This is a genomic window from Crossiella sp. CA-258035 (assembly GCF_030064675.1).
Lineage (GTDB): Bacteria > Actinomycetota > Actinomycetes > Mycobacteriales > Pseudonocardiaceae > Crossiella.
This window is the reverse complement of sequence record NZ_CP116413.1, coordinates 7563295-7586370: the sequence shown is the minus strand read 5'-3', so window position 1 is coordinate 7586370 and position 23076 is coordinate 7563295. Positions and strand designations below refer to the sequence as shown.

Annotated in this window: 21 protein-coding genes and 1 pseudogene; 17 read left to right on the top strand and 5 right to left on the bottom strand. The window is 72.7% G+C overall.

What is annotated here, in order from left to right:
- The first annotated feature begins 7 nt into the window (after positions 1–7).
- From N8J89_RS34065 to N8J89_RS34055, 3 genes are read left to right on the top strand one after another with little or no spacing between them, the layout of a single operon-like run.
- Positions 8–598: a potassium-transporting ATPase subunit C gene (locus N8J89_RS34065; RefSeq protein ID WP_283666318.1), complete on the top strand. Its 591-nt coding sequence runs from the start codon at positions 8–10 to the stop codon at positions 596–598.
- Positions 598–3186, top strand: coding sequence for a DUF4118 domain-containing protein (locus N8J89_RS34060; protein WP_502868362.1), 2589 nt, complete (start codon positions 598–600; stop codon positions 3184–3186). The genes N8J89_RS34065 and N8J89_RS34060 overlap by 1 nt, the downstream gene beginning before the upstream one ends.
- The gene (locus N8J89_RS34055) at positions 3183–3863 is read left to right on the top strand and encodes a response regulator (RefSeq protein WP_252486522.1); all 681 of its coding nucleotides are present in this window, start codon (positions 3183–3185) and stop codon (positions 3861–3863) included. The genes N8J89_RS34060 and N8J89_RS34055 overlap by 4 nt, the downstream gene beginning before the upstream one ends.
- Here the strand turns inward: N8J89_RS34055 and N8J89_RS34050 are convergent.
- The gene (locus tag N8J89_RS34050) at positions 3755–4327 is read right to left on the bottom strand and encodes a PIN domain-containing protein (RefSeq protein ID WP_283661067.1); all 573 of its coding nucleotides are present in this window, start codon (positions 4325–4327) and stop codon (positions 3755–3757) included. The two genes, N8J89_RS34055 and N8J89_RS34050, sit on opposite strands and share 109 nt — an antisense overlap.
- A 28-nt stretch (positions 4328–4355) precedes the next feature.
- Positions 4356–4814, bottom strand: coding sequence for a helix-turn-helix domain-containing protein (locus N8J89_RS34045; RefSeq protein WP_283661066.1), 459 nt, complete (start codon positions 4812–4814; stop codon positions 4356–4358).
- A gap of 476 nt (positions 4815–5290) precedes the next feature.
- Here N8J89_RS34045 and N8J89_RS34040 point away from each other — a divergent pair, with 476 nt between their 5' ends.
- The 14 genes and pseudogenes from N8J89_RS34040 (at position 5291) to N8J89_RS33975 (ending at position 21558) form a co-directional block, all read left to right on the top strand.
- Positions 5291–7183, top strand: coding sequence for a phage tail sheath family protein (locus N8J89_RS34040; RefSeq protein WP_283661065.1), 1893 nt, complete (start codon positions 5291–5293; stop codon positions 7181–7183).
- Positions 7184–7185: 2 nt separating this feature from the next.
- Complete coding sequence (locus tag N8J89_RS34035; protein ID WP_252486519.1) at positions 7186–7710, top strand: phage tail protein; 525 nt, start codon at positions 7186–7188, stop codon at positions 7708–7710.
- 4 nt (positions 7711–7714) lie between these two features.
- A complete protein-coding gene (locus N8J89_RS34030; RefSeq protein WP_283661064.1) occupies positions 7715–8431 on the top strand; it encodes a hypothetical protein in 717 nt (238 codons plus the stop codon).
- Positions 8424–9107, top strand: a complete 684-nt coding sequence (locus N8J89_RS34025; protein ID WP_283661063.1) for a hypothetical protein — start codon at positions 8424–8426, stop codon at positions 9105–9107. Before N8J89_RS34030 ends, N8J89_RS34025 begins: the two co-directional genes overlap by 8 nt.
- The gene (locus tag N8J89_RS34020) at positions 9104–10318 is read left to right on the top strand and encodes a Pvc16 family protein (RefSeq protein ID WP_283661062.1); all 1215 of its coding nucleotides are present in this window, start codon (positions 9104–9106) and stop codon (positions 10316–10318) included. The genes N8J89_RS34025 and N8J89_RS34020 overlap by 4 nt, the downstream gene beginning before the upstream one ends.
- A 17-nt stretch (positions 10319–10335) precedes the next feature.
- Positions 10336–12225 carry an ATP-binding protein gene (locus N8J89_RS34015; RefSeq protein ID WP_283661061.1) on the top strand — a complete coding sequence of 630 codons (1890 nt, stop codon included), beginning with the start codon at positions 10336–10338 and terminating at the stop codon, positions 12223–12225.
- Complete coding sequence (locus tag N8J89_RS34010) at positions 12216–12464, top strand: hypothetical protein (protein WP_283661060.1); 249 nt, start codon at positions 12216–12218, stop codon at positions 12462–12464. Before N8J89_RS34015 ends, N8J89_RS34010 begins: the two co-directional genes overlap by 10 nt.
- Complete coding sequence (locus tag N8J89_RS34005; protein ID WP_283661059.1) at positions 12461–14263, top strand: eCIS core domain-containing protein; 1803 nt, start codon at positions 12461–12463, stop codon at positions 14261–14263. Before N8J89_RS34010 ends, N8J89_RS34005 begins: the two co-directional genes overlap by 4 nt.
- Complete coding sequence (locus tag N8J89_RS34000; protein ID WP_283661058.1) at positions 14209–15132, top strand: hypothetical protein; 924 nt, start codon at positions 14209–14211, stop codon at positions 15130–15132. Before N8J89_RS34005 ends, N8J89_RS34000 begins: the two co-directional genes overlap by 55 nt.
- 25 nt (positions 15133–15157) lie before the next feature.
- Positions 15158–16645: a putative baseplate assembly protein gene (locus N8J89_RS33995; RefSeq protein ID WP_283661057.1), complete on the top strand. Its 1488-nt coding sequence runs from the start codon at positions 15158–15160 to the stop codon at positions 16643–16645.
- Positions 16645–18714, top strand: a complete 2070-nt coding sequence (locus tag N8J89_RS33990) for a hypothetical protein (RefSeq protein ID WP_283661056.1) — start codon at positions 16645–16647, stop codon at positions 18712–18714. Before N8J89_RS33995 ends, N8J89_RS33990 begins: the two co-directional genes overlap by 1 nt.
- Positions 18715–18728: 14 nt before the next feature.
- Positions 18729–20093: pseudogene (locus N8J89_RS33985) on the top strand (DUF6519 domain-containing protein).
- 10 nt (positions 20094–20103) lie between these two features.
- Positions 20104–21327: a hypothetical protein gene (locus N8J89_RS33980; RefSeq protein WP_283661055.1), complete on the top strand. Its 1224-nt coding sequence runs from the start codon at positions 20104–20106 to the stop codon at positions 21325–21327.
- Between the two features lie 51 nt (positions 21328–21378).
- On the top strand, positions 21379–21558 hold the full coding sequence (locus N8J89_RS33975; protein WP_283661054.1) for a hypothetical protein: 180 nt from the start codon (positions 21379–21381) through the stop codon (positions 21556–21558).
- Between the two features lie 16 nt (positions 21559–21574).
- Here N8J89_RS33975 and N8J89_RS33970 read toward each other — a convergent pair whose 3' ends face one another.
- The 3 genes from N8J89_RS33970 to N8J89_RS33960 are packed head-to-tail and all read right to left on the bottom strand — an operon-like array spanning position 21575 to position 23030.
- Entirely contained in the window at positions 21575–21769 is a 195-nt protein-coding gene (locus N8J89_RS33970; RefSeq protein ID WP_283661053.1) for a hypothetical protein, read from the bottom strand.
- Positions 21766–22254: a hypothetical protein gene (locus tag N8J89_RS33965; RefSeq protein WP_283661052.1), complete on the bottom strand. Its 489-nt coding sequence runs from the start codon at positions 22252–22254 to the stop codon at positions 21766–21768. The genes N8J89_RS33970 and N8J89_RS33965 overlap by 4 nt, the downstream gene beginning before the upstream one ends.
- Positions 22251–23030 (bottom strand): CAP domain-containing protein, encoded by a 780-nt coding sequence (locus N8J89_RS33960; protein ID WP_283661051.1) that lies wholly within the window; start codon positions 23028–23030, stop codon positions 22251–22253. Before N8J89_RS33960 ends, N8J89_RS33965 begins: the two co-directional genes overlap by 4 nt.
- Positions 23031–23076 lie beyond the last annotated feature (46 nt).

Here is a 23076-nt window from a genome sequence, read left to right as displayed (position 1 = left end):
GCACACCATCACCACCCTGTGGAAGCAGACCATGGCCGGTCTGCGCGTCCTGCTCGTGCTCACCGTGCTGCTGGGCGTGCTGTACCCGCTGGTCATCTGGAGTGTCGGCAGGCTGCCCGGTTTGTCGGCCAACGCGGAGGGCTCGCTGGTCTACCAGAACGGCAAGCCGGTCGGCTCCGAGCTGATCGGCATCGACCTGGTCGACGAGCGGGCCAAGGACGACCCGGCCAAGGACCGCTGGTTCCACAACCGGCCCTCGGCCGCCGCGGACAGCGCCACCTCCGGCGGCTCCAACAAGGCGGGCGACAACCTGGACCTGCGCAAGGCGGTCGAGGAGCGCAAGGCGCTGATCGTGCTGCGCGAGCAGGTGGACCCGGAGCGGGTGCCCGCGGACGCGGTGACCGCCTCGGCCTCCGGGCTGGACCCGCACATCAGCCCGGCCTACGCGCAGCTCCAGGCGGCCAGGGTGGCCAGGGAGAACGGGGTCGACCTGGCCGTGGTGCGGCGGCTGGTCGAGGAGAACACCAGCAAGGGAGTCGGTGATCCCGGTGTCAACGTGCTCAAGCTCAACCTCGCCGTGCAGGCCGCGCGGCGTTGATGCCCAGGATCCGGCTGGTCCAGGTGCAGACTGAACCGGTGAGCGAGGAGTACGGCAGGCGGCGGCGCCGGGGTGAGCTGCGCATCTACCTCGGCGCCGCGCCGGGCGTCGGCAAGACCTACGACATGCTGTGCGAGGCGCACCGGCGGCTGGAGCGCGGCACCGACGTGGTGGTCGGTTACCTGGAAACGCACGGCAGGGAGAAGACCGCGGCCCTGGTGCGCGGGCTGGAAGTGTTGCCGCGCAAGGAGATGAGCCACCGCGGGGTGGAGCTGACCGAGCTGGACATCGACGGGCTGCTGGCCCGCGCGCCCGAGGTCGCGGTGGTCGACGAGCTGGCGCACAGCAACGCGCCCGGCTCGCGCAACACCAAGCGCTGGCAGGACATCGAGGAGCTCCTGGACGCCGGGATCGACGTGCTGTCCACGGTGAACGTGCAGCACCTGGAGTCGCTCAACGACGTGGTGCAGCGGATCACCGGGGTGCCGCAGCGGGAGACCGTGCCGGATGAGGTGGTGCGGCGGGCCGAGCAGGTGGAGCTGGTCGACGTCACCCCGGAGGCGCTGCGGCGGCGGATGGCGCACGGCAACATCTACCCGGCGCACAAGATCGACGCCGCGCTGGGCAACTACTTCCGGCCCGGCAACCTGACCGCGCTGCGCGAGCTGGCGCTGCTGTGGGTGGCCGACCAGGTCGACGTGGCGTTGCAGCGCTACCGGGCCGAGCACGAGATCACCGACACCTGGGAGACCAGGGAGCGGGTGGTGGTCGCGGTCACCGGCGGGCCGGAGAGCGAGACGCTGATCCGCCGGGCCAGCCGGATCGCCAACCGGGCCGGCGCGGAGCTGCTGGCGCTGCACATCCTGCGTGGCGACGGGCTGGCCGGGGTGCCCGCGCAGGCGGTGGCGCGCTGCCGGAAGCTGGCCGACGACGTGGGCGCCACCTTCCACACCGTGGTCGGCGACGACGTGCCCACCGCGCTGCTGGACTTCGCGCGCGGGGTCAACGCGACCCAGCTGGTGCTGGGCACCTCGCGGCGCAGCCGGGCGGCCCGCGCCTTCGACGAGGGCGTCGGGTCCAGGGTGGTGCAGCAGTCGGGGCCGATCGACGTGCACATGGTCACCCACGACGAGGCAGGCGGGGTGCTGCGGCACCGGGGTGTGCCGCGCAGCGTGATCACGCCGTGGCGCAAGACCCTCGGCTGGTTCGCCGCGCTGTCGCTGCCCAGCGCGGTCACCGCGATCGGGGTGCTGGCCGAGGAGACGCTGAGCATCTCCACCGACGTGGTCGGCTACTTCCTCGCGGTGGTGGTGGTCGCGCTGATCGGCGGGGTCGGTCCGGCGGTGCTGACCGCGGTGCTCAGCGGGTTGCTGCTCAACTTCTTCTTCTCCCCGCCGCTGTACACCCTGGACATCGCCAACGAGGAGAACGTGATCACCATCATCGCGATGGTGGTGGTCGCGGTGCTGGTCGCGCTGGTGGTGGACCGGGCGGGGCGGCGGGCCGAGCAGGCGGCCAAGGCGCGCACCGAGGCCGCGCTGCTGGCCTCCTACGCGCGCACCGTGCTCACCCATCCCGAGCCGCTGCAACGGTTGCTGGAGAAGATCATCGAGAACTTCGGGCTGACCTCGGCGGCGATGCTGGAGGAGCGCGCGGACGACGAGTGGTACGTGGTCGCCGCGGCCGGGCCAGACCCCGCGACCGATCCGGACCAGGCCGATGTGGACGTGCTGATCAGCAGCGAGGTGCACCTGGCACTCAAGGGCCGCGCGCTGCCCGCGGCCGACCGGGGCCTGCTGGAGGCGGTGGCCGGGCAGGCGCTGCTGGCCCTGCGGCAGCAGCGGCTGACCGTGAAGACCGCGGCCGCCGAGCGCAAGGCGGCCACCACCGAACTGCGCACCGCGCTGCTGTCCGCGGTGGGCCACGACCTGCGCACCCCGCTCACCTCGATCAAGGCCGCGATCAGCAGCCTGCGCGACCCCGAGCTGCGATTGTCCGAAGTGGACACCGCGGACCTGCTGGCCACGGTGGAGGAGTCGGCCGACCGGCTGGTCGGGCTGGTGGACAACCTGCTCGACTCCTCCCGGCTGGCCACCGGCGCGGTGACGCCGCAGCTGCGCGCGGTCGGCTACTACGAGGTGGTGGCGCGGGCGCTGCGCGGTGTGGACGACCCGGCCCTGGTCGAGGTCGAGGTGGACGAGAGCCTGGCCCCGGTGTGCGCCGACGTGGGTCTGCTGGAACGGGTGATCGCGAACGTGGTGGACAACGCGCTGCGGCACGGGCGGCGGGCCGGGCGGGACGGTCACGTGGTGGCGGTGCGGGCCAGCGCGCACGCCGATCGGGTGGAGCTGCGCGTGGTCGACCAGGGTGCGGGCCTGCCCAAGGGCGCCGCGGCCACCGTGTTCCAGCCGTTCCAGCGCCTCAACGACCGCGACACCCGGGGCGTCGGCCTGGGGTTGAGCGTGGCGAAGGGATTCACCGAGGCGATGGGTGGCAGCATCCATGCCGAGGACACCCCGGGCGGTGGGCTCACCGTGGTGATCTCGCTGCCCGCCTACCGGATGGCCGAAGAGGAGACAGCCGGATGACCAAGGTCCTGGTCGTCGACGACGAACCGCAGATCGTGCGGGCGTTGCGGATCAACCTGACCGCCCGCGGCTACCAGGTGCTGACCGCGCACGACGGCGCCACCGCGCTCAAGGCCGCCGCCGAGGGCAAACCCGACGTGGTGGTGCTGGACCTGGGCCTGCCCGACATCGACGGCACCGAGGTCATCTCCGGCCTCCGCGGCTGGACCAGGGTCCCCATCCTGGTCCTCTCCGCCCGCACCGACTCCACCGACAAGGTCGAGGCCCTGGACGCCGGCGCGGACGACTACGTCACCAAACCCTTCGGCATGGACGAGCTGCTGGCCCGCCTGCGCGCCGCGGTCCGCCGCGCCAGCAACACCGGCGAGGAGGAGGAACCCGTGGTGCAGACGGCTTCCTTCTCGGTGGACCTGGCGGCGAAGAAGGTGCTCAAGGACGGCGCGGAGGTGCACCTGACCCCCACCGAGTGGGGGGTGCTGGAGGTGCTGGTGCGCGGTCGTGGGCGGCTGGTCGCGCAGCGGCAGCTGTTGCAGGAGGTGTGGGGGCCGAACTACGCGACGGAGACGCACTATCTGCGCGTGTACCTGGCCCAGCTGCGCCGCAAGCTCGAACCCGAGCCCGCGCACCCGCGGCATCTGCTCACCGAACCCGGCATGGGGTACCGCTTCGAGCCCTGACCCGCCCGAGTGTTGGCCGAACTCGTACGGAGTGTTGGCTGGAGGCGGACGGGGTCTTGGCCGTTGTGGTCGTGAGCTAACGGGTCTCGGTGTGTCGCGAAGTCGTCGGCCGACTTCGCTTCGATGTCCCACCGCCCGTCGTGTCCTGACGGGAAGTCCCGGAGGTTGTTGGTCACGATCACCTGGGCGCGGGCCTTGATCGCGGCGGCCAGCACGTGCCGGTCGTCCGGGTCTGGTAGCTCCAGAGCGGCTTCGAGGGGCTCGTAGTTGGTCACCAGGCAGTCCCGGACCGCGCACACCATGAGCCTGCGGGTGCGGGTCAGCGCGTCCGGGTCCAGGTCCGGCCGGTGCTCACGCAGGTTGTCGAAGACCTCGTCCAGGATCCGGTTGGTCCACTTCGCCTGCACCAGACCGGCCCTGGCGATGCGGATCAGCAGGTCGCGCAGGGTGCTGGGGTACAGCACACGCGTCGTAGACCACAACGAACGACACTCAGGTCAGACCCATCTCCTGGGTCAACGCGGTCAGCTCGTCGGCTGCCTCGCGTCGACGTTGGTCATCGCGGCGCAGGTAGGCCAGCAGCGAGGTGACCCGGATCCGGCGGTGCTTGCCCACCTTGCGGTAGTCGATCTCGCCGGCGTCGAGCAGGCCGATCAGGTACGGGCGGGACACGTTCAGCAGGTCCGCGGCCTGCTGGGTGGTGAGCTCGGCGTTGGTGGGCACCACGGAAACGCCCTGGCCGGCGGCCATGTGCGCCAGGATGCGGGCGAAGAGCTCGACCGCGCCGCGGGGCACGACGAGCTCCTCGCCGTCCTCGGCCACCCGTAGGCGGACCTCTCTCGGGCCGTCCGGGTGCCGGGTCAGGTAGTCGGTGACCCGAGCCAGGACGACGTCGGCGGTGCGGACGTCGTCCTCGCCGGGCTGGACCTGGTCGTTGAGCAGTGTTGTCATGGGCACCTCCGCTAAACGAATTATCCGCAACAGACGCAGCAAGCGCAACTGGGCCGTCGGTGGTCGGCGCCTGGGCTGGGAACTGTGCGGCCGGTCTGCGGTGCGCCCTCCGGCTCGGCGCGGACCTCCGGGAATTCCCCGTATTCACCCCAAGATCGGTCATCCCGACTTACTTGGTTAAGTCACCGGGAATGGGCCGAATGGCCGCGGTTGGGCCGTTCGAGTCATCCTCGGGTCTTCCGGGCAGCATAAGCACAGAACCGGTTGACACCCGTCCGCGGGCGGCACAAAACTGGGCCACGGTCCTTGTGTGGCCGTTGTGTGAGGGGAAAAGGGGTGGGGATCCCGACGCGTTCCACGTGCTGAGTCGATCAATCGCGATGTGCTGTTGATCGTTCTTGCCGTGGTTTCTGGGGGCCTTGTTTCGGCATGTGCTCTTTTCCTTGAACGCCGCTGTTTCGAGGAATGGAGGTGGCATGCCCGTCACGCCGACCTATCCAGGCGTCTACGTCGAGGAGCTGCCCAGCCGCGTCCGCACGGTCACCGCGGTGTCGACCTCGGTGACCGCCTTCGTCGGCTACACCAGCCGGGGCCCGGTCAACGAGGCCGTCACGATCACCAGCTTCGCCGACTTCGAGCGCCGGTTCGGCGGCCTGGCCGGGGCCAGCGCGGTCAGCTACGCCGTGCAGCAGTTCTTCCTCAACGGTGGCACCACCGCCGTGATCGTCCGGGTCGCCAAGGGGGCCGAGCACGCCACCGCCGGGATCTACAACCGCGGTGAGGGTGGCAAGAAGCACGTATTGACCTTGCGTGCCCGCGAGCCCGGGACCTGGGGAAATGGGCTCCGCGTCGCCGTTGACCACGGTACGCCGACGCCCGATGCCACCTTCAACCTGCGCCTGTCCCACCCCAGCGGGCAGCGGGAGTCCTACACCGACCTGTCCATGGACGCCGAGCACGAGCGGCACGTGGCCGAGGTGGTCAACGGCAGCTCCCGGCTGGTCACGGTCTCCGTCGAGGGCAGCCCCGCGGCCAACCAGCGGCCGGACCAGGTCGGCACCTCCTCGGCGAAGTTCCCGGACGGGCCGCCCGACCCCTCCGGCGAGCTGGAGGTCTCGGTGCTCGGCGGGTCGACGGTGCACAAGCTGACCCTGGTCGAACAGGGCGGTCCCAAGCCGGCCAACCTGATCGAGCTGGCGCTGCTGCTGGAGAACCGGCTGCGCACGCTGCCGGACGCGCCCGGCGAGCGGACCTTCGGCGCGGCCACGGTCACCGTGCGCGGCCAGCGCCTGCAGGTGGTCTCCGGCGCGGCCGACGCGGGTGTGGTGCTCAAGCTGGAAGGCGCGGTGGGCAACAACCTCGGCTTCGGCGGCGGGCGCAACGTCACCGCCTACGCCTTCGGCGGCGCGGAGCACGAGAGCCAGGCGCCCGGCACCCCGGGCGGCGACGGCGACCTGCCCGGACACACCGAGCTGATCGGCAACGAGGGCGCCAAGACCGGCCTCTACGCGCTGCGCGACATCGAGGACGTGGGCCTGCTCGCGCTGCCCGAGGCGGCCGCGCTGCCCGGCGACACCGGCCTGACCCGGATGGTCGACGTGCTCGGCCACGCCACCGGGCTGTGCCGCACCAAGCGGATGTTCCTGCTGGTGGACAGCCCGGCGGCGTGGCGGAGCGTGGACGACGTGCGGGCCAACCTGCACCGCCTGGGCTCCATCCGCAGCGACCACGCCGCGCTCTACTTCCCCCGCCTCCAGTTGCTCGACCCGCTCAGCGGCAGGCTGCGCGCGTTCCCGCCCTCCGGCGCGGTCGCCGGGGTGATGGCCCGCACCGACGCCGAGCGCGGCGTGTGGAAGGCGCCGGCCGGCACCGAGACCAGGCTCAGCTCGGTGCAGGGCCTGACCGTGCCGATGACCGACCCGGAGAACGGCCTGCTCAACCCGCTCGCGGTGAACTGCGTGCGGTCCTTCCCGGTGATCGGCCCGGTGGTCTGGGGCGCGCGCACCCTGGACGGGGCGGACGCGATCGCCTCGCAGTGGAAGTACGTGCCGGTCCGGCGCACCGCGCTGATGATCGAGGAAAGTCTCTACCGCGGCACGAAGTGGGTCGTTTTCGAGCCCAACGATGAACGCTTGTGGGCGCAAATCCGGCTGAATGTCGGCGCATTCATGCACTCGCTGTTCGAGCGCGGCGCATTCCAGGGCGCCTCGGCCCGGGATGCCTACTTCGTGAAATGCGACAAGGACACCACGACGCAGAACGACATCAACAGCGGCGTGGTGAATGTCCTGGTCGGCTTCGCCCCGTTGAAACCGGCGGAGTTCGTGATCATCAAGATCGAACAGCTCGCCGGACAGATCGAGGTGTAGGGATGGCCGAGTTCACCGTCAACCCACAGCGGTTCGACCCGTACAAGAACTTCAAGTTCCTGGTGGTCTGCGACGGCCGCGTGGTGGCGGGCGTGTCCAAGATCAGTCCGCTCAAGCGCACCACCGAGGTGGTCAAGCACCGCAGCGGCGGCGACGCCAGCTCACCGCGCAAGTCCGCGGGCCGCACCGAGTTCGAGGCGATCACCCTGGAGCGCGGGGTCACCCACGACCCGGACTTCGACCGCTGGGCGAACAAGGTCTGGCTGGTCGGGCAGGGCAGGGGCGCGGAGGTCTCGCTGCGCGACTTCCGCAAGGACATCGTCATCCAGGTGCTCAACGAGGCAGGTCAGGTGGCCTTGGCGTACAAGGTCTACCGGGCGTGGCCGAGTGAGTACCAGGTGCTGGGCGAGCTGGACGCGAACGCCAACGCGGTCGCCATCCAGAGCCTGAAGCTGGAGTGCGAGGGCTGGGAACGGGACTACGAGGTGGCCGAGCCCGAGGAACCCTCGCTCAGCAACCCGGCCTGATCCGATGACCTCGGCGAGCGAGCTGCTGGCGGCCTGGGAGCACGGGCTGCCGTCCGGGCACCCCCAGCGGGCGCTGCTGCTGCACCGGCTGGCCCGCCCGGCTGCCGGTGCGGAGGAGCTGCTCGGCGTCCCGGTCGGGCAGCGGGACCGGGAGCTGTTCGGCCTGCGCCGCGAGCTCTTCGGTGACCGGCTCACCGGGCGGCTGTCCTGCCCGGACTGCGCCAAGGAGCTGGAGTTCGACTTCACCGCGGGCGCGGTGCTGGCCATCGAGTCGGCCGACGAACCGGTCTGGGTCGAGCACGGCGGCTACCGGGTGCGGTTGCGGCCACCCACGCCCGCTGACGTGCTGGCCGCGGGGCAGGCGGGCCGGGACGCGCGCGGCGAGCTGCTGCGCCGGATCGTGCTGACCGCCACCAGCGCCGGGAAACCGGTCGGCGCGGACGAGCTGCCGCCGCCGGTGCGGGCCGCGGTGGCCTCGGCCGCCGCCGAGCTGGACCCGGCCGCCGAGGTGCTGCTGGACGTGCCGTGTGTGGCCTGCGGCAGCCGGGCCAGGGCGCTGCTGGACATCGCGGGCTACCTGTGGGCCGAGCTGGACTCCTGGGCCCGCGGCCTGCTCCTGGAGGTGCACGCGCTGGCCAGTGCCTACGGCTGGACCGAGCCGGAGGTGCTCGCGCTGAGTCCTGCCCGCCGCCACTACCTGGAGCTGGTGGGAGATGGGTGAGCCCGACTTCCTCGACCGCCTGCTCGCCCGCTGCCTGCCCGGCGCGGGCCTGCCCACCGACGCCACGCCGGTGCGACCCCGGCTGGCCCAGCTGTTCGAACGTGGCGAACCCGCGGCGGCGGAACCCGACTCCGCCGAACTGCCGCGGGCCACCACCCCGGGCGTCGTAGGCCCGGGGAGCCCGGCGGCAGCGCCGAGCGCCGTCCCACCACCGGCCGCCGCTCCCTCGGCGGAACCGGTCCCGGCGCACTCGCCGACGGCAGGCCCGTCGGCGACCGCGTCCGCCGGGGCCGGGCCGGTGCCGACGCCGGCGCTGCCGCCGGTGCGCACCGTGGTTGAACCGGTGCGCCACGAGGTCCGTTCTGTCAACGAGAAGACCATCACGGAGCGGCGGACCCCGGTTACCGCCGCTCCACTCCACGGGCCGGCCGATGTGGAATCCCCAGCCGCGTCGGCCGGCCCCGCAGCCCCACCGCGGCCCGGACCCCGGCGCCGGGCCGCGGTGACCTCCCGCCGGGGTCGCGCGCCGGAACCGGCCGCGCCGTCGGTGACGGTGCGCATCGGCCGGGTCGAGGTCATCGCCGCGCTGCCGGAAACCCCCGCGCGGCAACGGGAACAGCCCCGGCGGGTGGAACCGGCGATCGGCCTGGCCGAGTACCTCGGTGGTGACCGATGAGCAACACGCTCGCCGTCGCGCACGTCACGCACGCGCTGTGCGCCTACCTGGCCCGCTCGCTGGACATCGACGTCGCGGTCAACGTGCACCCGCGGAAGTCGCCGACCGAGCCGCCCTCGGACCCGCTGATCTCGGTGTTCCTGTACCAGGTCACGCCGACCGGCTCGCTGCGCAACGCGGACGCGCCCACCAGGGGCCCGGACGGCGCGGTGCTGCGCAGGCCACAGGCCGCGCTCGACCTGCACTACCTGGTCAGCTTCCACGGCGAGGAGGCCAGCTCGCTGCCGCAGCGGCTGCTGGGCAGCGTGGTGCGCGCACTGCACGAGGGCCCGGTCCTGTCCCGCAAGGACATCGAGGACGCGGCGCTGTTCCACCCGCACCTGGCGGGCAGCGACCTGGCCGCCGCGCCGCACAAGGTGCGCTTCACCCCGGCCCAGCTGGACCTGGACGACCAGTCGAAGTTGTGGTCGATGCTGTTCCAGACCCCGTACGCGCTCTCGCTGCACTACCTGGCCTCGGTGGTGCTGGTGGACGGGCGCAGCGTGCCGCAGGCCGGGAAACCGGTGCTGCGCAGGCACATCCAGGTCGAGCCGTTCGTGCGGCCGGTGGTCGAGCAGGTGCTCTCGCTGCCCGCCGGGGCCGCGCCGGGCACCCAGCCGGACACCGCGCCGATCACCGGCGACCGGGACCTGGTGCTGACCGGCCTCAACCTGGGCCGCCCCGATCCGGTGGCGCTGGTCGGCGGGCTGGCCGCGCCGGTGCGCCGGATCGCCGAGGCCCAGGTGGTGCTGGGCCAGCCGGCGGACCTGCCGCCCGGCGTGCACACCGTGCAGCTGCGCTACCCGGTCCAGCTCGATCCGGCAGGCGAGCCGAGGCCGCTGCTGGAGTCCAACGCCGCGCCGTACGTGCGCAGGCCGAAGGTTGTGCGCGCCGAACAGCGGCCGGGCGTGGTGTGGGTCCGGGTGGACCTGCCGGTGCGGCCGGAGCAGCGCGCGGTGCTGCTGCTGGACGGCAACGACGCGGGCGGCTACCAGTTCACCGCGCCGTTCCCGCTGTTCAGCGGCAGTGTGCCGGGGCACGAGTTCACCGTGCCGATCAACGACGTGGCGCCGGGCCGCTACCTGGTGCGGGTGCAGGTGGACGGCGCGCAGAGCCCGCTGGAGTTCGCCGACGGCGCGTTCACCGGACCGAGCGTGGAGATCACCGGCTGAGGAGAGGGGGTCGGCGGGTGCATCAGGACGCGGTGGTCACGGCGGTGCGCCGGGTGCTCGCGCGCCTGGACGCGCACGCCGCCGGCCTCGGCCCGGCAGCCGAACCCGTTGTCGCGTCGGGGGAACTGACCGCGTTGGACGCGCTGTGCGTGTGCTTCGGCCTGTCCGGCTTCGAGCGGGACGTGCTGCTGCTGTGCGCGGCGATGGAGCTGGACCCCAGCACCGCGGCCCGCTGCGCCGCCGCGGCGGGCGATCCCGAGCGCGGCCATCCGACCTTCTCGCTGGCCCTGGCCGCGCTGGCCGAACCGCACTGGAGCGCGCTGCCGCCGGTCGCGCCGCTGCGCCGCTGGCTGCTGCTTGAGCTGGACCCGGGCTCGCTGACCACCGCGCGGCTGCGGATCAGCGAGCGGGTGCTGCACTTCCTGGTCGGAGTGCCCTATGTGGACAGTCGGCTGCACGGCCTGCTGCACCGGGTCGGCGCGGAGGCCGAGCTGCCGGACTCGCAGTGGCAGGCGGCGCGGGAGCTGCTCGCGCACTGGCACGAGCCAGGCGGCCGGCCGCAGGTGGAGCTGGTCGGCGCGGACGAACGCACCCGCTGGGAGGTCGCCGCGGCTGCCGCCGAACAGGGCGGGCTGTCCCTGCACGTGCTGCGTGCGGAGGACCTGCCCAGCGACCCGGCCGAGCGGGAGTTGCTGGGGCGGCTGTGGGAGCGGGAGGCGCTGCTGCTGCCGGGCGCGCTGCTGCTGGAGGTCGCCGAGCCGAGCCCGACCCGGCGGGCGGCGGTGGCGCGGTTCATCAGCGGCCTCGGCGCGCCGGTGGTGGTCTCCAGCACCGACCCGGTCTCCGGTGACCAGATCCGCGCCCGGATCACGGTGCCCGCGCCGACCGAGGACGAGCAGCGGGAGCTGTGGGCCGGTGCGCTCAACGGCTCCGGCGCGGCCATGTCGGAGATCGACCTGCGCCGGTTGACCGCCCAGTTCTCCTTGCCCGGCCACGTGATCAGGGCCGCCGGTGAGTCGGTGCGCAGGGGCGCGCGCGAGGGCGGGAACCCGGCGGCGCTGGCCTGGCAGGCCGGTCTGGACCAGGCCAGGGTGGCGCTGGAGGAGCTGGGACAGCGGGTGGCGCCGCGCGCCGGGTGGGCGGACCTGGTGCTGCCACAGGCACAGCGCACCATCCTCACCGAGATCATCGCGCACGTCCGGCAGCGCGCAGTGGTGCACCAGGACTGGGGTTTCGAGCGGGTGCTGCGCCGGGGGCTGGGCGTCACCGCGCTCTTCGCCGGGGGCAGCGGCACGGGAAAGACGCTGGCCGCCGAGGTGCTGGCCGGTCAGCTGGGGCTGGACCTGTTCGTGGTGGACCTGTCCCAGGTGGTCAGCAAGTACATCGGCGAGACCGAGAAGAACCTGCGCCGGGTGTTCGACGCGGCCGAGCGCGGCGGCGCGCTGCTGCTCTTCGACGAGGCGGACGCCCTGTTCGGCAAGCGCAGCGAGATCAAGGACAGTCACGACCGCTACGCCAACATCGAGGTCAGCTACCTGCTGATGCGGATGGAGTCCTACCGCGGCCTGGCCATCCTGACCACCAACATGAAGAAGGCCCTGGACTCGGCCTTCCTGCGGCGCATCCGGTTCGTGGTCGACTTCCCGTTCCCGGGCCCGGCCGAACGCGCCGAGATCTGGCGCCGGGTCATCCCGGCCGCCACGCCGACCGACGGCCTGGACGTGGCCCGGCTGGCCCAGTTGACGGTGGCGGGCGGCAGCATCCGCAACGTCGCGCTGTCCGCGGCCTTCCTGGCCGCCGAGGAGGGCACCGCGCTGGGCATGCGGCACCTGCTGGCCGCCGCGCGCACCGAGTACCTGAAGCTGGAGCGCGCGCTCACCCCGCCGGAGGTGGCCGGATGGGTGTGAACATCGAGATCGGCGAGCTGTCCTTCACCGGCTTCGGTCGACTGAACACCGAGCGGGTGGCCGAGTCCTTCCAGCGCGAGCTGACCAGGCTGCTCACCGAACATCCCGTCCGGTTCACCGGCCGGGAGATCGACCTGGTGGGCGGGGTGCCGCCGCTTCCGCCCACCAGGTCCGCCCGCCGGCTCGGCCAGGCGCTGGCCAGAGCGGTCCACAGTGGACTGACCGGGGTGGCCCCATGACCAGGTCACTGGACCGCCAGCCCAAGCCCTCGGAGCGCAAGAAGCCGGAGACCACCGCCGCCCGCGTGCCCCGCGAGCTCCGCGAGGTGCTCGCCGCACCCGGCCACCCGGTCGACCCGGCCCTGCGCCGAGAGCTGGAGTCCCGCCTGGGCCACGACTTCAGCCGCGTCCGGGTGCACACCGACACCGACGCCGCCACGGTCGCCGAGCTGGTCGGGGCCGAGGCGGTGACGGTCGGCCAGGACATCTTCTTCGCCAAAGGCCGCTACCGCCCGGAAACCGTCGAGGGCAGGCACCTGCTCACCCACGAGCTGCTGCACACCATCCAGACCCCACACCCCCTCGGCGACCTGGCCGCGGGCCGCGACCCCGGCGCCGTCAGCACCCCGGGCCAACCGGCCGAACGCGAGGCCGAGTCCCTGGCGGAGGCTCCCGGCGAGGTCAGGGAGAAGTCGCAGCTGGGCCGGTTCACGCCGGAGCTGCGGGAGACGGTGCTGGCGCGGCTGGAGAACCGGTTGCCGTCCTCGGAGTACCGGCGGGTGCTGGAGCTGCTGGCGGAGGTCGACCAGTCGGCGGCCGCGCCGGAGGTGGAGACCGGTGCTGTTCCCGAACCCGTGGTGGAAACCCCGGAGCCGCAACCGGAACTCGAGCCAGAGCCGGAACCGGAACCCGAGCCGGAGCAGGAGCCGCGTCCCGAGGACCCCAAGCCCGAGGAACCGGAGAAGGAGGAGCCCGAGGAGGAGGACGCCGAGCAGGAAGACACCGCGAAGGAGGACGAGCAGCCGCAGGTCGAACAACCCGCCCCGGCTCAGGAAGCCGTCCCTCAGCCCGCGGCCCAGCTCCCCGCCGCCTCCGCGCCCCCGGCAGGCGCGACCCCGGCTCCCATCGCGCCCCGAGCCGAACCCCAGCAACCCCCGGCCGAGCCGGAACGCGTCGAAGCCGCCGCGGCCGGCCCCGACAGCCCCCTGGCCCGCCACGGCCTGCTCGACCGCGAAGAGCCCCCGGAACAGGAAAAACCCCTCGGCCTCGAACCGGACGCCGAGTCCGAAGTGGACACTCCGGACCCCGAGCCGCCGCCGGAACCAGTCGAGCCCGAGCTGAAGCCGGAGGACCACCTTCCGGCGGCTGACCTGGATGTCTCCGGGGTGCCGACGGCGGATCAGGTGACGCTGTCCGCGAGTGGGAGGCCACCGGCTCCGAGCTTCCCCGCGCCGCCGCCGAGCAAGGCGGAACAGGCTCCGGAACCGTCCGAAGTGGACGATCCAGAGCCCGAGCAGCCAACCATCCCAGCGACGCCCGTGGCGGAACCGGAACCCGCGGCGACATCCGTCGCTGAGCCCTCCGCCCCTGCGCCCCTCGCCGCCGAGACCCGCTCGCCGAACTCCGCAGCCCCGGCAGCCGCCGCTCCGGAGCCCGCTGCCACGCCTGGCCCCGCCACCGGGCCTGGCCTCGCTCGAGCCGGGCCTGGCCCTGCGCCCGCCGCCCCCGAATCCGCTCCCACCGGCGGGGGCGGCGGCGCGGCCCCGGCGCCAGCCCCAGCCGAACCGGAACCCGCCGCCCCCGATGTCTCCGCCCAGCCCCCGGAAGCCGCGCTCGCCTCGGTCGGCGCCCTGCTGATCGACCGCATGCAGCCCGCACTGTCCCAAGTGGACCCCGCCCACCGGCCGGATCACGTTACCTGGCAAGCGAACTCAGTCGGATCTACGCGCCCGGCTCGGGCCTCGGCGTGCAGATTCTGTCCACATTGGACGACCGGCTGCGGGACACCCTCTACCCGGCCTGGCGGCAGGCCGACCTGAGCGCCCCGCAGGCGTTGCAGGAACTGCACGCGATGCGTGTGGTGGCCACCCCCTTCGGTGCCACCGCGCCTGCCGAGGACTCGCTGCGCACGCTGCAAACCCTGCGGGTGCAGGTCGACTACGACGAGCAGGTGAAACCCGGCCGGACCCTGCTCAGCTTCACCTCGGCCAAGGACACCTGGGAGCACAACCTCACCGACCTCACCGAGGAGGTCACCATCGACCTCGGCCCCGGCCGGTTCACCTTCAACCCCAGCGGCACCCGGCTGTCCTTCACCTTCACCAGGCAGCTGCCGGAACGGAAGCTGGAGGTGCACCAGGAGAACGCGGAGAAGAAGATCAAGGTCCAGCTGGAGGGCCTGACCGGCTCCGGCCTGGACCCGGTCGAGCACAACCTGGCCGTGGGCGACGCGCCACCGGGACAGGCGCACGGCAAGGGTTTTGTGGCCTGGTTCCGGCGCACCGCCGCCGACGAGAACGATCCGCAGCGGGTCGTGTTCACCCTCCAGACCTACGCGCTCAACCCGCCCACCATCCTCGCCCTGGACGGCGTGTACGAGGGCATCGGGCCGGGCAGCTGGGTGGTGGTCACCAGGCCGCGCAAGGGCCAGGAGATCGGCGGCGACGAGAAGCTGTCCACCGTCACCGCCAGGGTCACCACCGCGCGCACCGTGGCCAAGCAGGCCTTCGGCATCAGCGGCAAGGTCACCGAGCTGACCCTGGACCGGCCCTGGCTGGACGAGTACGACACGCTGCTCTCCCACCTGCGCGACGCCACCGTCCACGCCAGGGGGGACAGGCTGGAACTGGCCGAGGAGCCGGTGCCGGAACCGGTGGCGGGCAACGTGATCGAGCTGGCCGAGCTCTAACGACGGCCTCACCCCCGGCCGCTGGGTGATCGTCACCGGGGAGCGCGCCGACCTGCCGGGCGGCACCACCGGGGTGCGCGGCACCGAACTGGCCATGATCGCCGGGGTGACCCAGACGGTCGAGCAGGACAGGCCGGGGGAGAAGGTGCACACCACGATCACCCTGGCCGCCGATCTCGCCTACCGCTACGTGCACGGCAACGTGCGCGTGCACGGCAACGTGGTCCGCGCCACCCACGGAGCCAGCCGGAACGAGCCGATCGGCAGCGGCGACGCGAGCAAGCCCAACCAGTCCTTCCTGCTCCGCCAGGAGCCGCTGGCCTGGCTGGCCGCGGGCGCGTTGACCCCGACCCGTCGCTCCGCTCGCCACGCCCCGCTCGGCGCGGAGAGCACCCTGGAGATCAGGGTGGACGGAGTGCGCTGGCGAGAGGTGGACAGCCTGGCCGGGCACGGACCCACCGACCGGGTCTACGTGACCGCGTTGGCGGACAACGGATTCCTCAAGATCACTTTCGGTGACGGCAGGCAGGGCGCGCGACTGCCCACCGGCGTGGAGAACGTGCGCGCCAGCTACCGGGTCGGCCTCGGCAAGGCGGGCAACCTCACCGCGGGCCAGCTCACCCAGCTCACCACCCGCCCGCTGGGCGTCTCCGCGGTCACCAACCCGCTGCCCGCCGACGGTGGCGCCAACCGGGACGACGCCGGTCAGCTGCGGCGCAACATCCCGTTGCGGGTCACCGCCTTCGACCGGCTGGTCTCGGTGCCCGACTACGCCGACTTCGCCCGCGCCCGCGCCGGGATCGGCCGGGCCGAGGCGCGCCGGCTCTACAACGGCACCCGCCAGGTCGTGCACGTCACGGTCGCGGGCGTCGACGACATCCCGCTGCACCCGGACTCCGAGATCGTGACCACGCTGCGGGCCGCCTTCGCCGCGCACGGCGACGCCGGGCTGCCCGCCGAGGTCGCGGTCCGGGAGCCGGTGCTGCTGGTGATCGCGGCCAACATCCGGGTGCACCCCGACCACAGCTGGGACCTGGTCGAACCCGCCGTGCGGGCCGCGCTGCTGGCCCGCCTCGGCTTCGCCGGCCGCGAGCTCGGCCAGCCCGCCTACCTCTCCGAGGTGCTGGCCACCGCGCAGGCCGTGCCCGGCGTGGACCACGTGGACGTGGACTCCTTCGCCGGGGTGCCCGGCAGCATCACACCCGTTGGCCTGCAACAGCTGGCCACCGACCTGGCCCGCCCCAACCCCTCGGTGCCCGCCCGGCTCGCCCAGTACACAGTGGACAGATACCGGGTCGAACCCGCTAAGGGCGAGACCGAGACCCTCACCGCGGTCTGCGCCGAGCACGGCATCTCGCTGGCCGAGCTGCTGCGGCTCAACCCCGACCTCACCGACGCCTCACCACTGGAGCGCGGCCGGGTGGTCGTGGTCTTCCGCGGCGTGCGACCGGCCCAGCTGGTGCTGCTGTCGCCGACCCTGCCGGACACGCTGATCCTGAAGGAGGTGCGGTGATGACCGCGCCCGGACCCGACCGCCTGTTCGACCGGCTGCCGCAGTTCCACCGGCTGCGCGACGCCGAGACCGGCGGTCAGCTGCGCGCGCTGCTGGCCGTGCTCGCCGAACAGGTCGAGCTGGTCGACGCCGATGTGCAGGCCCTGTACGAGGACTGGTTCATCGAGACCTGCGCCGACTGGGCGGTGCCCTACCTCGGCGACCTGGTCGGCTACCGCATGCTCCGCGGCTACGAGGAAGCCGTCAGCCGCGGGGACCAAGCCGCGCAACGGTTGACTGCCCGCCTGGCCCCACGTGCCGACGTCGCCGACACCGTGGCCAACCGCCGCCGCAAGGGAACGTTGCCGCTGCTGGAAGAACTCGCCCGCACGGTCGCCGACTGGCCGGCCCGCGCGGTGGAAGTGCTGCCACTGCTCGCCTCCCACCAGCCGATCCGGCTCTACCCCAACCGCCCTGCCGCCGCCGACGCCCGCGCGGCCTTCGGCGGCGGCTACGTCGACGTCCGACGCGGCGCCGACCTGGACCTGCTCGGCTCGCCCTTCGACACCAGCGCGCGCGGCCCGGCCGGGAACCACGGGCCAGCCGAGGTCGGCGTGTTCCTGTGGCGGCTCAAGGCATACTCGGTCACCCGCGCCCCCGCCTACTGCATCGACCGCGCCCGCAACCTGTTCACCTTCTCCATCCTCGGCAACAACCAGCCCCTGGTGGCCAATCCCGAACCGGAACCCGGACCCGCGCACCTGGCGGGCGCGGCGAACGTGCCCGGGTTCATCCGCCGCCGCGCCCTCGCCGACGCCCTGCCCGACTACTACGGACCGGGCAAGAGCTTCCAACTCTGGCGCGACCGCGAGGACGAGCCGGTGCCCCTGCCGGACCTGGTGGTGGCCGACCTGACCGGCTGGGCCTACCGCCCGCGCGGCAGGCAGGTCGCGGTGGACCCGGTGCTCGGCCGGATCGCGTTCAGCCCGCGTACCGCGCCCCGCACCGGCGTCTGGGTCACCTACCACCACGCCTTCAGCGACGACCTCGGCGGCGGCGAGTACCCGCGCCCCGCCCAGCATTCGTCCACAGTGGACAGATACCTGGTCGGGCCAGGTGAGCACGGCGGGATCATGGCCGCCTTCCAGCAGTGGCGCGCCGACCAGCAGAACGGCCAGGCCGGTCCCGAGGCGGTCATCGAGATCACGCACAGCGGCGCCTACCAGGAACAGATCGAGCTGGCCCTGACCCACGGCGAGCGCCTGGAGGTCCGCGCCGCCGAGGGCGCCCGCCCGGTGATCCGGCTGCTCGACTGGTACAGCAACCGCCCGGACGCGCTGCTGGTCCGCGGTCCCAGCACGGATGCCGAGGAGGGCTGCTGCCCGGACAAACCCCGGCTGGTGCTCGACGGTCTGGTCGTGGCCGGGCGCGGCGTGCACGTCACCGGACCGCTCGGCGCGGTGGTGCTGCGGCACTGCACCCTGGTGCCCGGCTGGTCGCTGGAACCGGAGTGCCTGCCCTCGCACCCGGAGGAACCCAGCCTGGTGCTGGAGGACACCACCGCTTGCGTGCAGATCGAGCGCAGCATCCTGGGCACCATCCTGGACGCCACCGCACCCGACCTCGAAGCGCTTTCCGCGCCGGACTGCCGGCACGCGCACGCGATCCTGGCCGTGCGGCGCAGCACCATCATCGGCGAGGTGCACACCCACGCCATCCGGCTCGGTGAGAACGCGATCTTCCACGGCCGCGCGCACGTGGCCAGGCGGGGCATCGGCTGCCTGCGGTTCTGCTACAGCACACCGGGTTCGCGCACCCCGCGCCGCTACCGCTGCCAGCCCGACGGCGTGCGCGGCGAGCTCGAGCAGCTGCGCGTGCGGCCCCGGTTCACCAGCACCCGGTACGGCACACCGGGTTACGCCCAGCTCGCCGCCGACTGCGCCCCGGAGATCAGCCGCGGCGCCGAGGACGGCAGCGAGCTGGGCGCCTTCCACGACCTGTTCCAGCCGCAGCGCCTGGACAACCTGCGCGTCCGGCTCACCGAGTTCCTGCCGGCCGGTATGACCGCCGCGACCGTCTTCGTCTCGTAAGGGGGACAACGAACATGCACGGCGACTTCTCCCGGCTGACCTTCCGGCCGGACAAGCGGTTCTCCGCGGTGCTCGCCCAGCAGGGCCGGGTGCAGCTCGACGCCGAGGCCAACGAGCAGGTGCTGATCAGCCAGCACCGGCACCGCACCGCGATCAGCGACCTCATCGGCCGTCGGGGCGGACCACGCGATGCCAACGGCTTCCGGCTCGCCTTCGTGCCCAAGGGCAAGGAACCGGCGGACCTGAAGATCCACGGCGGCCGCTACTACGTGGACGGCATCCTGGTCGAAGCCACCCGCCCGCCCCGCGGCGTGCCGGTCCCCGACGACCCGGAAACCGATCCCGCGCCCCCACCGGCCGCCGAGTGGACCTACTGGGACCAGCCGGACGCCCACCGCGACCGGGAACGCCAAAACGAGGCGCACCACCTGCCGGACCTCCCGTTCCTGGCCTACCTGCTGGTCACCGAGCACCTGGTCACCGCGATCCAGGACCCGGAGATCAGGGAGACCGCGCTCGGCCCGGCCCTGCCGGACACCACCGCGCGCACCAAGGTCAGCTGGCAGGTGCTGCCGCTGACCGCCAAGGACGGCCTCCAGGTCCCGGACCGCCCCACCCCGGAAACCCTGACCGCCGCCTTCGACGCCTGGGTCGAGCGCGGCCGCGCCACCGGCAGACTGGCCGCCCGCGCGGAACGCCCGGCGCGCACCGAGGACGATCCCTGTCTGTCCGCTCCCGATGCCCGTTTCCGCGGTCTGGAGAACCAGCTGTACCGGGTCGAGGTCCACCTCGGCGGCAAGCAGCCCACCTTCAAGTGGTCGCGGGAGAACGGTTCGGTCACGCTTCCGGTGTCCACAGTGGACAAAGCTTGGGTGACCCTTGCTGAGGGCGCGCGGGACCGGAAGTTGGGCTTGTCCATCGGCGACTGGGTCGAGCTGGCCGACGACGCCTCGGTGGCCCGCGGCGAGGTCGGCCCGCTGGCTTAGGTCCGCGACATCGACACCGAGGCGCTGCGGGTCGAGCTGGCCAGGGAGTCCGGCACCGGCGTGGGCAGGCCGGGCAGGCACGCCTTCCTCCGCCGCTGGGACCAGCGCGGTGACGCGGTCCGGATCGAGGAGGACAGGTGGCTGGACCTGGAGGACGGCGTGCAGGTGTGGTTCGCCGCGGGCGGGAAGTACCGCGGTGGTGACTACTGGCTGATCCCGGCCCGCACCCTCAGCGGCGAGGTCGAGTGGCCGCGCGGCGAACGCGGCGAGCCGCTGCTCCAGGACCCGCACGGCATCCGCCGGCACTACGCCCCGCTGGCCTGGATCCCGGCCGGGAACCAGCTCACCGACCTGCGCATGACCTTCCCGCCACTGGCACAACACGCGCCCTAGTCTCGGCGGCATGACCGCCGAGCTGACCGTGCACGAGACGATCGCGCTGCTCCAGCAGCACGGTCGCACCGACTACAGCATCTGGTCCGAGCGCAACGGCCTGCCGCTGCGCCGGATCGACACCGGTTGGCAGGTCACCGACACCGGCCACGACTGGCTCCTCTACCGCACCGAAGGGGGCGAACGGGTCACCCAGTACCGCTGCTACACCAGCGAGTCGCAGGTGTGCGCCGAACTGCTCGCCGGTGTGCTCGGCGCACCCCCGCCGCCCCCGCGCCCCGGCGCCGAGGCCGCCTTCGACACCCTGCTGGCCCGCTGGCGGCACACCCCGTGGCGGCTGCGCCCGGCCACCCGCGCCCAGCTCAGGGACGCGCTGGCCCGGCTCGGCGTGCCCGGCAGCGCGTACTCGCTGCACGGCGGCGCCTTCGAGGGCAGGCTGTGCCTGGAGCAGCGGACCGAGGGCTGGCGGGTGCACCGCGTCCGCTCCGGCCGGACCGAACCCCTCACCCCCTGGACCACCGAGCCCTCGGCCTGCGCCGAGTTCTGGCGCCGCCTGGTCGACGAGGACCTGCCCACCCTGCTCGGCGCGGACCCCGCCGCACTGCCCACCCGCCCCGAACCCGTGGCCGCTCCCGACGACCTGACCATCCCGGAGGCCCTGGCCATCCTCAACCGCTCGGGCTCCCGCCCGCCCCTCGGCCTGCTCGCCCCCAGCCACGGCATCCACCAGCCGATGCCCGGCGGCGACGACGTGGCCAACCTGCACGAGCTGCCCGACGGCCACTGGGAGCTCCGCTACACCGAACGCGGCCAGACCAGCGTCCAAGCCAGCTACACGCGGGAAGGCGACGCCGCCGCCGACCTGATCGCACCTCACTACTCGGCCCCCGGCATCGCCTCCCCCGACCGCCACGCCGACCGCTTCGCCCCCACCCGCTACGAACAACTCCTGCACCACTGGCGCCAGCACCCCTGGCACACCAGCCCGTCCTCGATCCAGGAACTGGCGATCGCCTTGCGCGACTTCGGTTTCCCGTACGACAGCTACCGGCTCGCCGGCGGCAGGGCAGCGGATGGGCTGCGGCTGGCGGAGCGGCTGGACTCGTGGCGGGTGTACCGGGTGCGCGACGGCGAGGTGCTGGGGGAGACCCGGCACGCCACGGCAGGGCAGGCCTGCGCGGAGTTCTGGCGGCGCGCGGTCGACGAACTGCTCCCGGGGTTGTTCGCTCGATAGTGTGCGGCCAAGGCGCGGTGTGCCCCCGTGGCAAGCACTACGAATGTGGGTATGGAGCACATCCCCGACCAGGGTGAGGCCGTCGAGGTCTCGCCGTTCGCGAGGCTGGTGGCCGAAGGAAAGATCATCCCGGCGGCCAGGGCCGGTCCGATCCCCATGCCGACGATCCCGGGCGGAGACAGCTCCGCCTCCGACGCGCTGATCGCCATGCGTGCGGAGGAACGCTGGTGACCGCACCCGTCACCGGCTAGTCCCGCTTCGCCAGCTCCGCGCGCACGCAGTCCGGGATCCGCCCGGTGTGGTCGATCGGCGTCCACCCCTCCGACCGGATCCACTGCGACCCGCACCCCCGGCAGGCCAGCACCGGCAACCCGGCCAGCTCCGCCCTGGTCTCCGCCCACGCGCACAGCGAGCGGCACGGGTGGATGGCCAGCCCGCTCAACTGCCGGTGGGGGGCCGGGAGGCGCTGGTGGTGGTCGAGGTGGTGCTCGGCACCGTCGACTGGCTGGTGGTCGTGCTCGTGGTGGGGGCGGTCGTCGTGGTCGTGGTGGTGCGCGACGGCTGCTCGATCTGCTTGCTGGTGGTCGGCTGGCCGGGGTCGGAGCTGCCGGTGGTGGTGCTGGTGGTGCTGTTGCCCGAGGTGCCGGTGGTGCCGGTCTTCGAGCTGGTGGTGGCGCCGGCGGACGGGGTGGTGGACACCGTCTCGGTGACGGTCACGGTGGTGCCGTTGGAGACCGTCGTGCGCAGCACCACGTTGTCCAGGCGACCGGTGTTCGTGGTCACCGGCGGGGGCTTGCCGGTGGAACTGAGCGCCGCGATCCCGGCGAAGGCGGTGGCGGTGGCCAGCGCGACCGCGGCCAGCGCGGCGCCGCGCGGCACGTCAGAGCGACGGGGGCCGGGCTCGGCAGGAGGGGTGTCCATGCTCATCGGCCGAACACCTGCACCCAGTGCGGCCCTCTGGCCTCATGGCCGACGCCGATCGCGACGAACGAACAGTTCAGGATGTTCGCCCGGTGACCTGATGAACCCATCCACGACTCCATGACCTTCTCGGCGGTGCGTTGCCCCTTCGCGATGTTCTCACCGCCTGGCGATGGGTAACCAGCCGATCGCGCACGGTCAACGAAGGATGTGCCCTCCGGTGCGGTGTGCGAGAAGTAGCCGCGGTTGGCCATATCGGTGGCATGCCGCTGAGCGGCCGTAACCAACCGCTCGTCCACTCGGAGGCTACGGCAGCCCGCCTTGGCCCGCTCCTGGTTCACCAGCTGCACCACCCGCATCGCCGGCGAGGCCGCCGGGTTCTCCGCGGGCGGCGGGGTGGTCGGCGGCGGCTTGGCCACCGTGGTGGTGGGCGCCGGTGGCGGGCTGCTCGGCCCGGTGGTGGGTGGCGGCTGCTCGGCGCTGCTCGACGAGGGCGGCGCCTCGGAGCTGCTGACCGGCTGCGAGCTGCTGGTGGCGGAGCTGGGCGCGGTGCTGCCGGCGGAGGTGGTGGTCGCGCTGGTGGGGGCGGCCAGCTCGCCGTCGCGGGCCTGGCCGGTCACCTGCTCGCGGGCGGCCTCGGCACTGGCGATGAGGTCCATCCCGGTCAGCGCCTGGAAGGCGGTGGGCGCCATCAGGGTCAGGCCGCAGGCGCCACCGGCGCCGACCATCATCGCGACGAGACCGAGCACCCCAGGGTTGCGTTCCTTGCGCCGGGTGGTCACGGCCAGGAAACGTACCACTATCGAGTTAACCCGGTTGGTCCTGCGT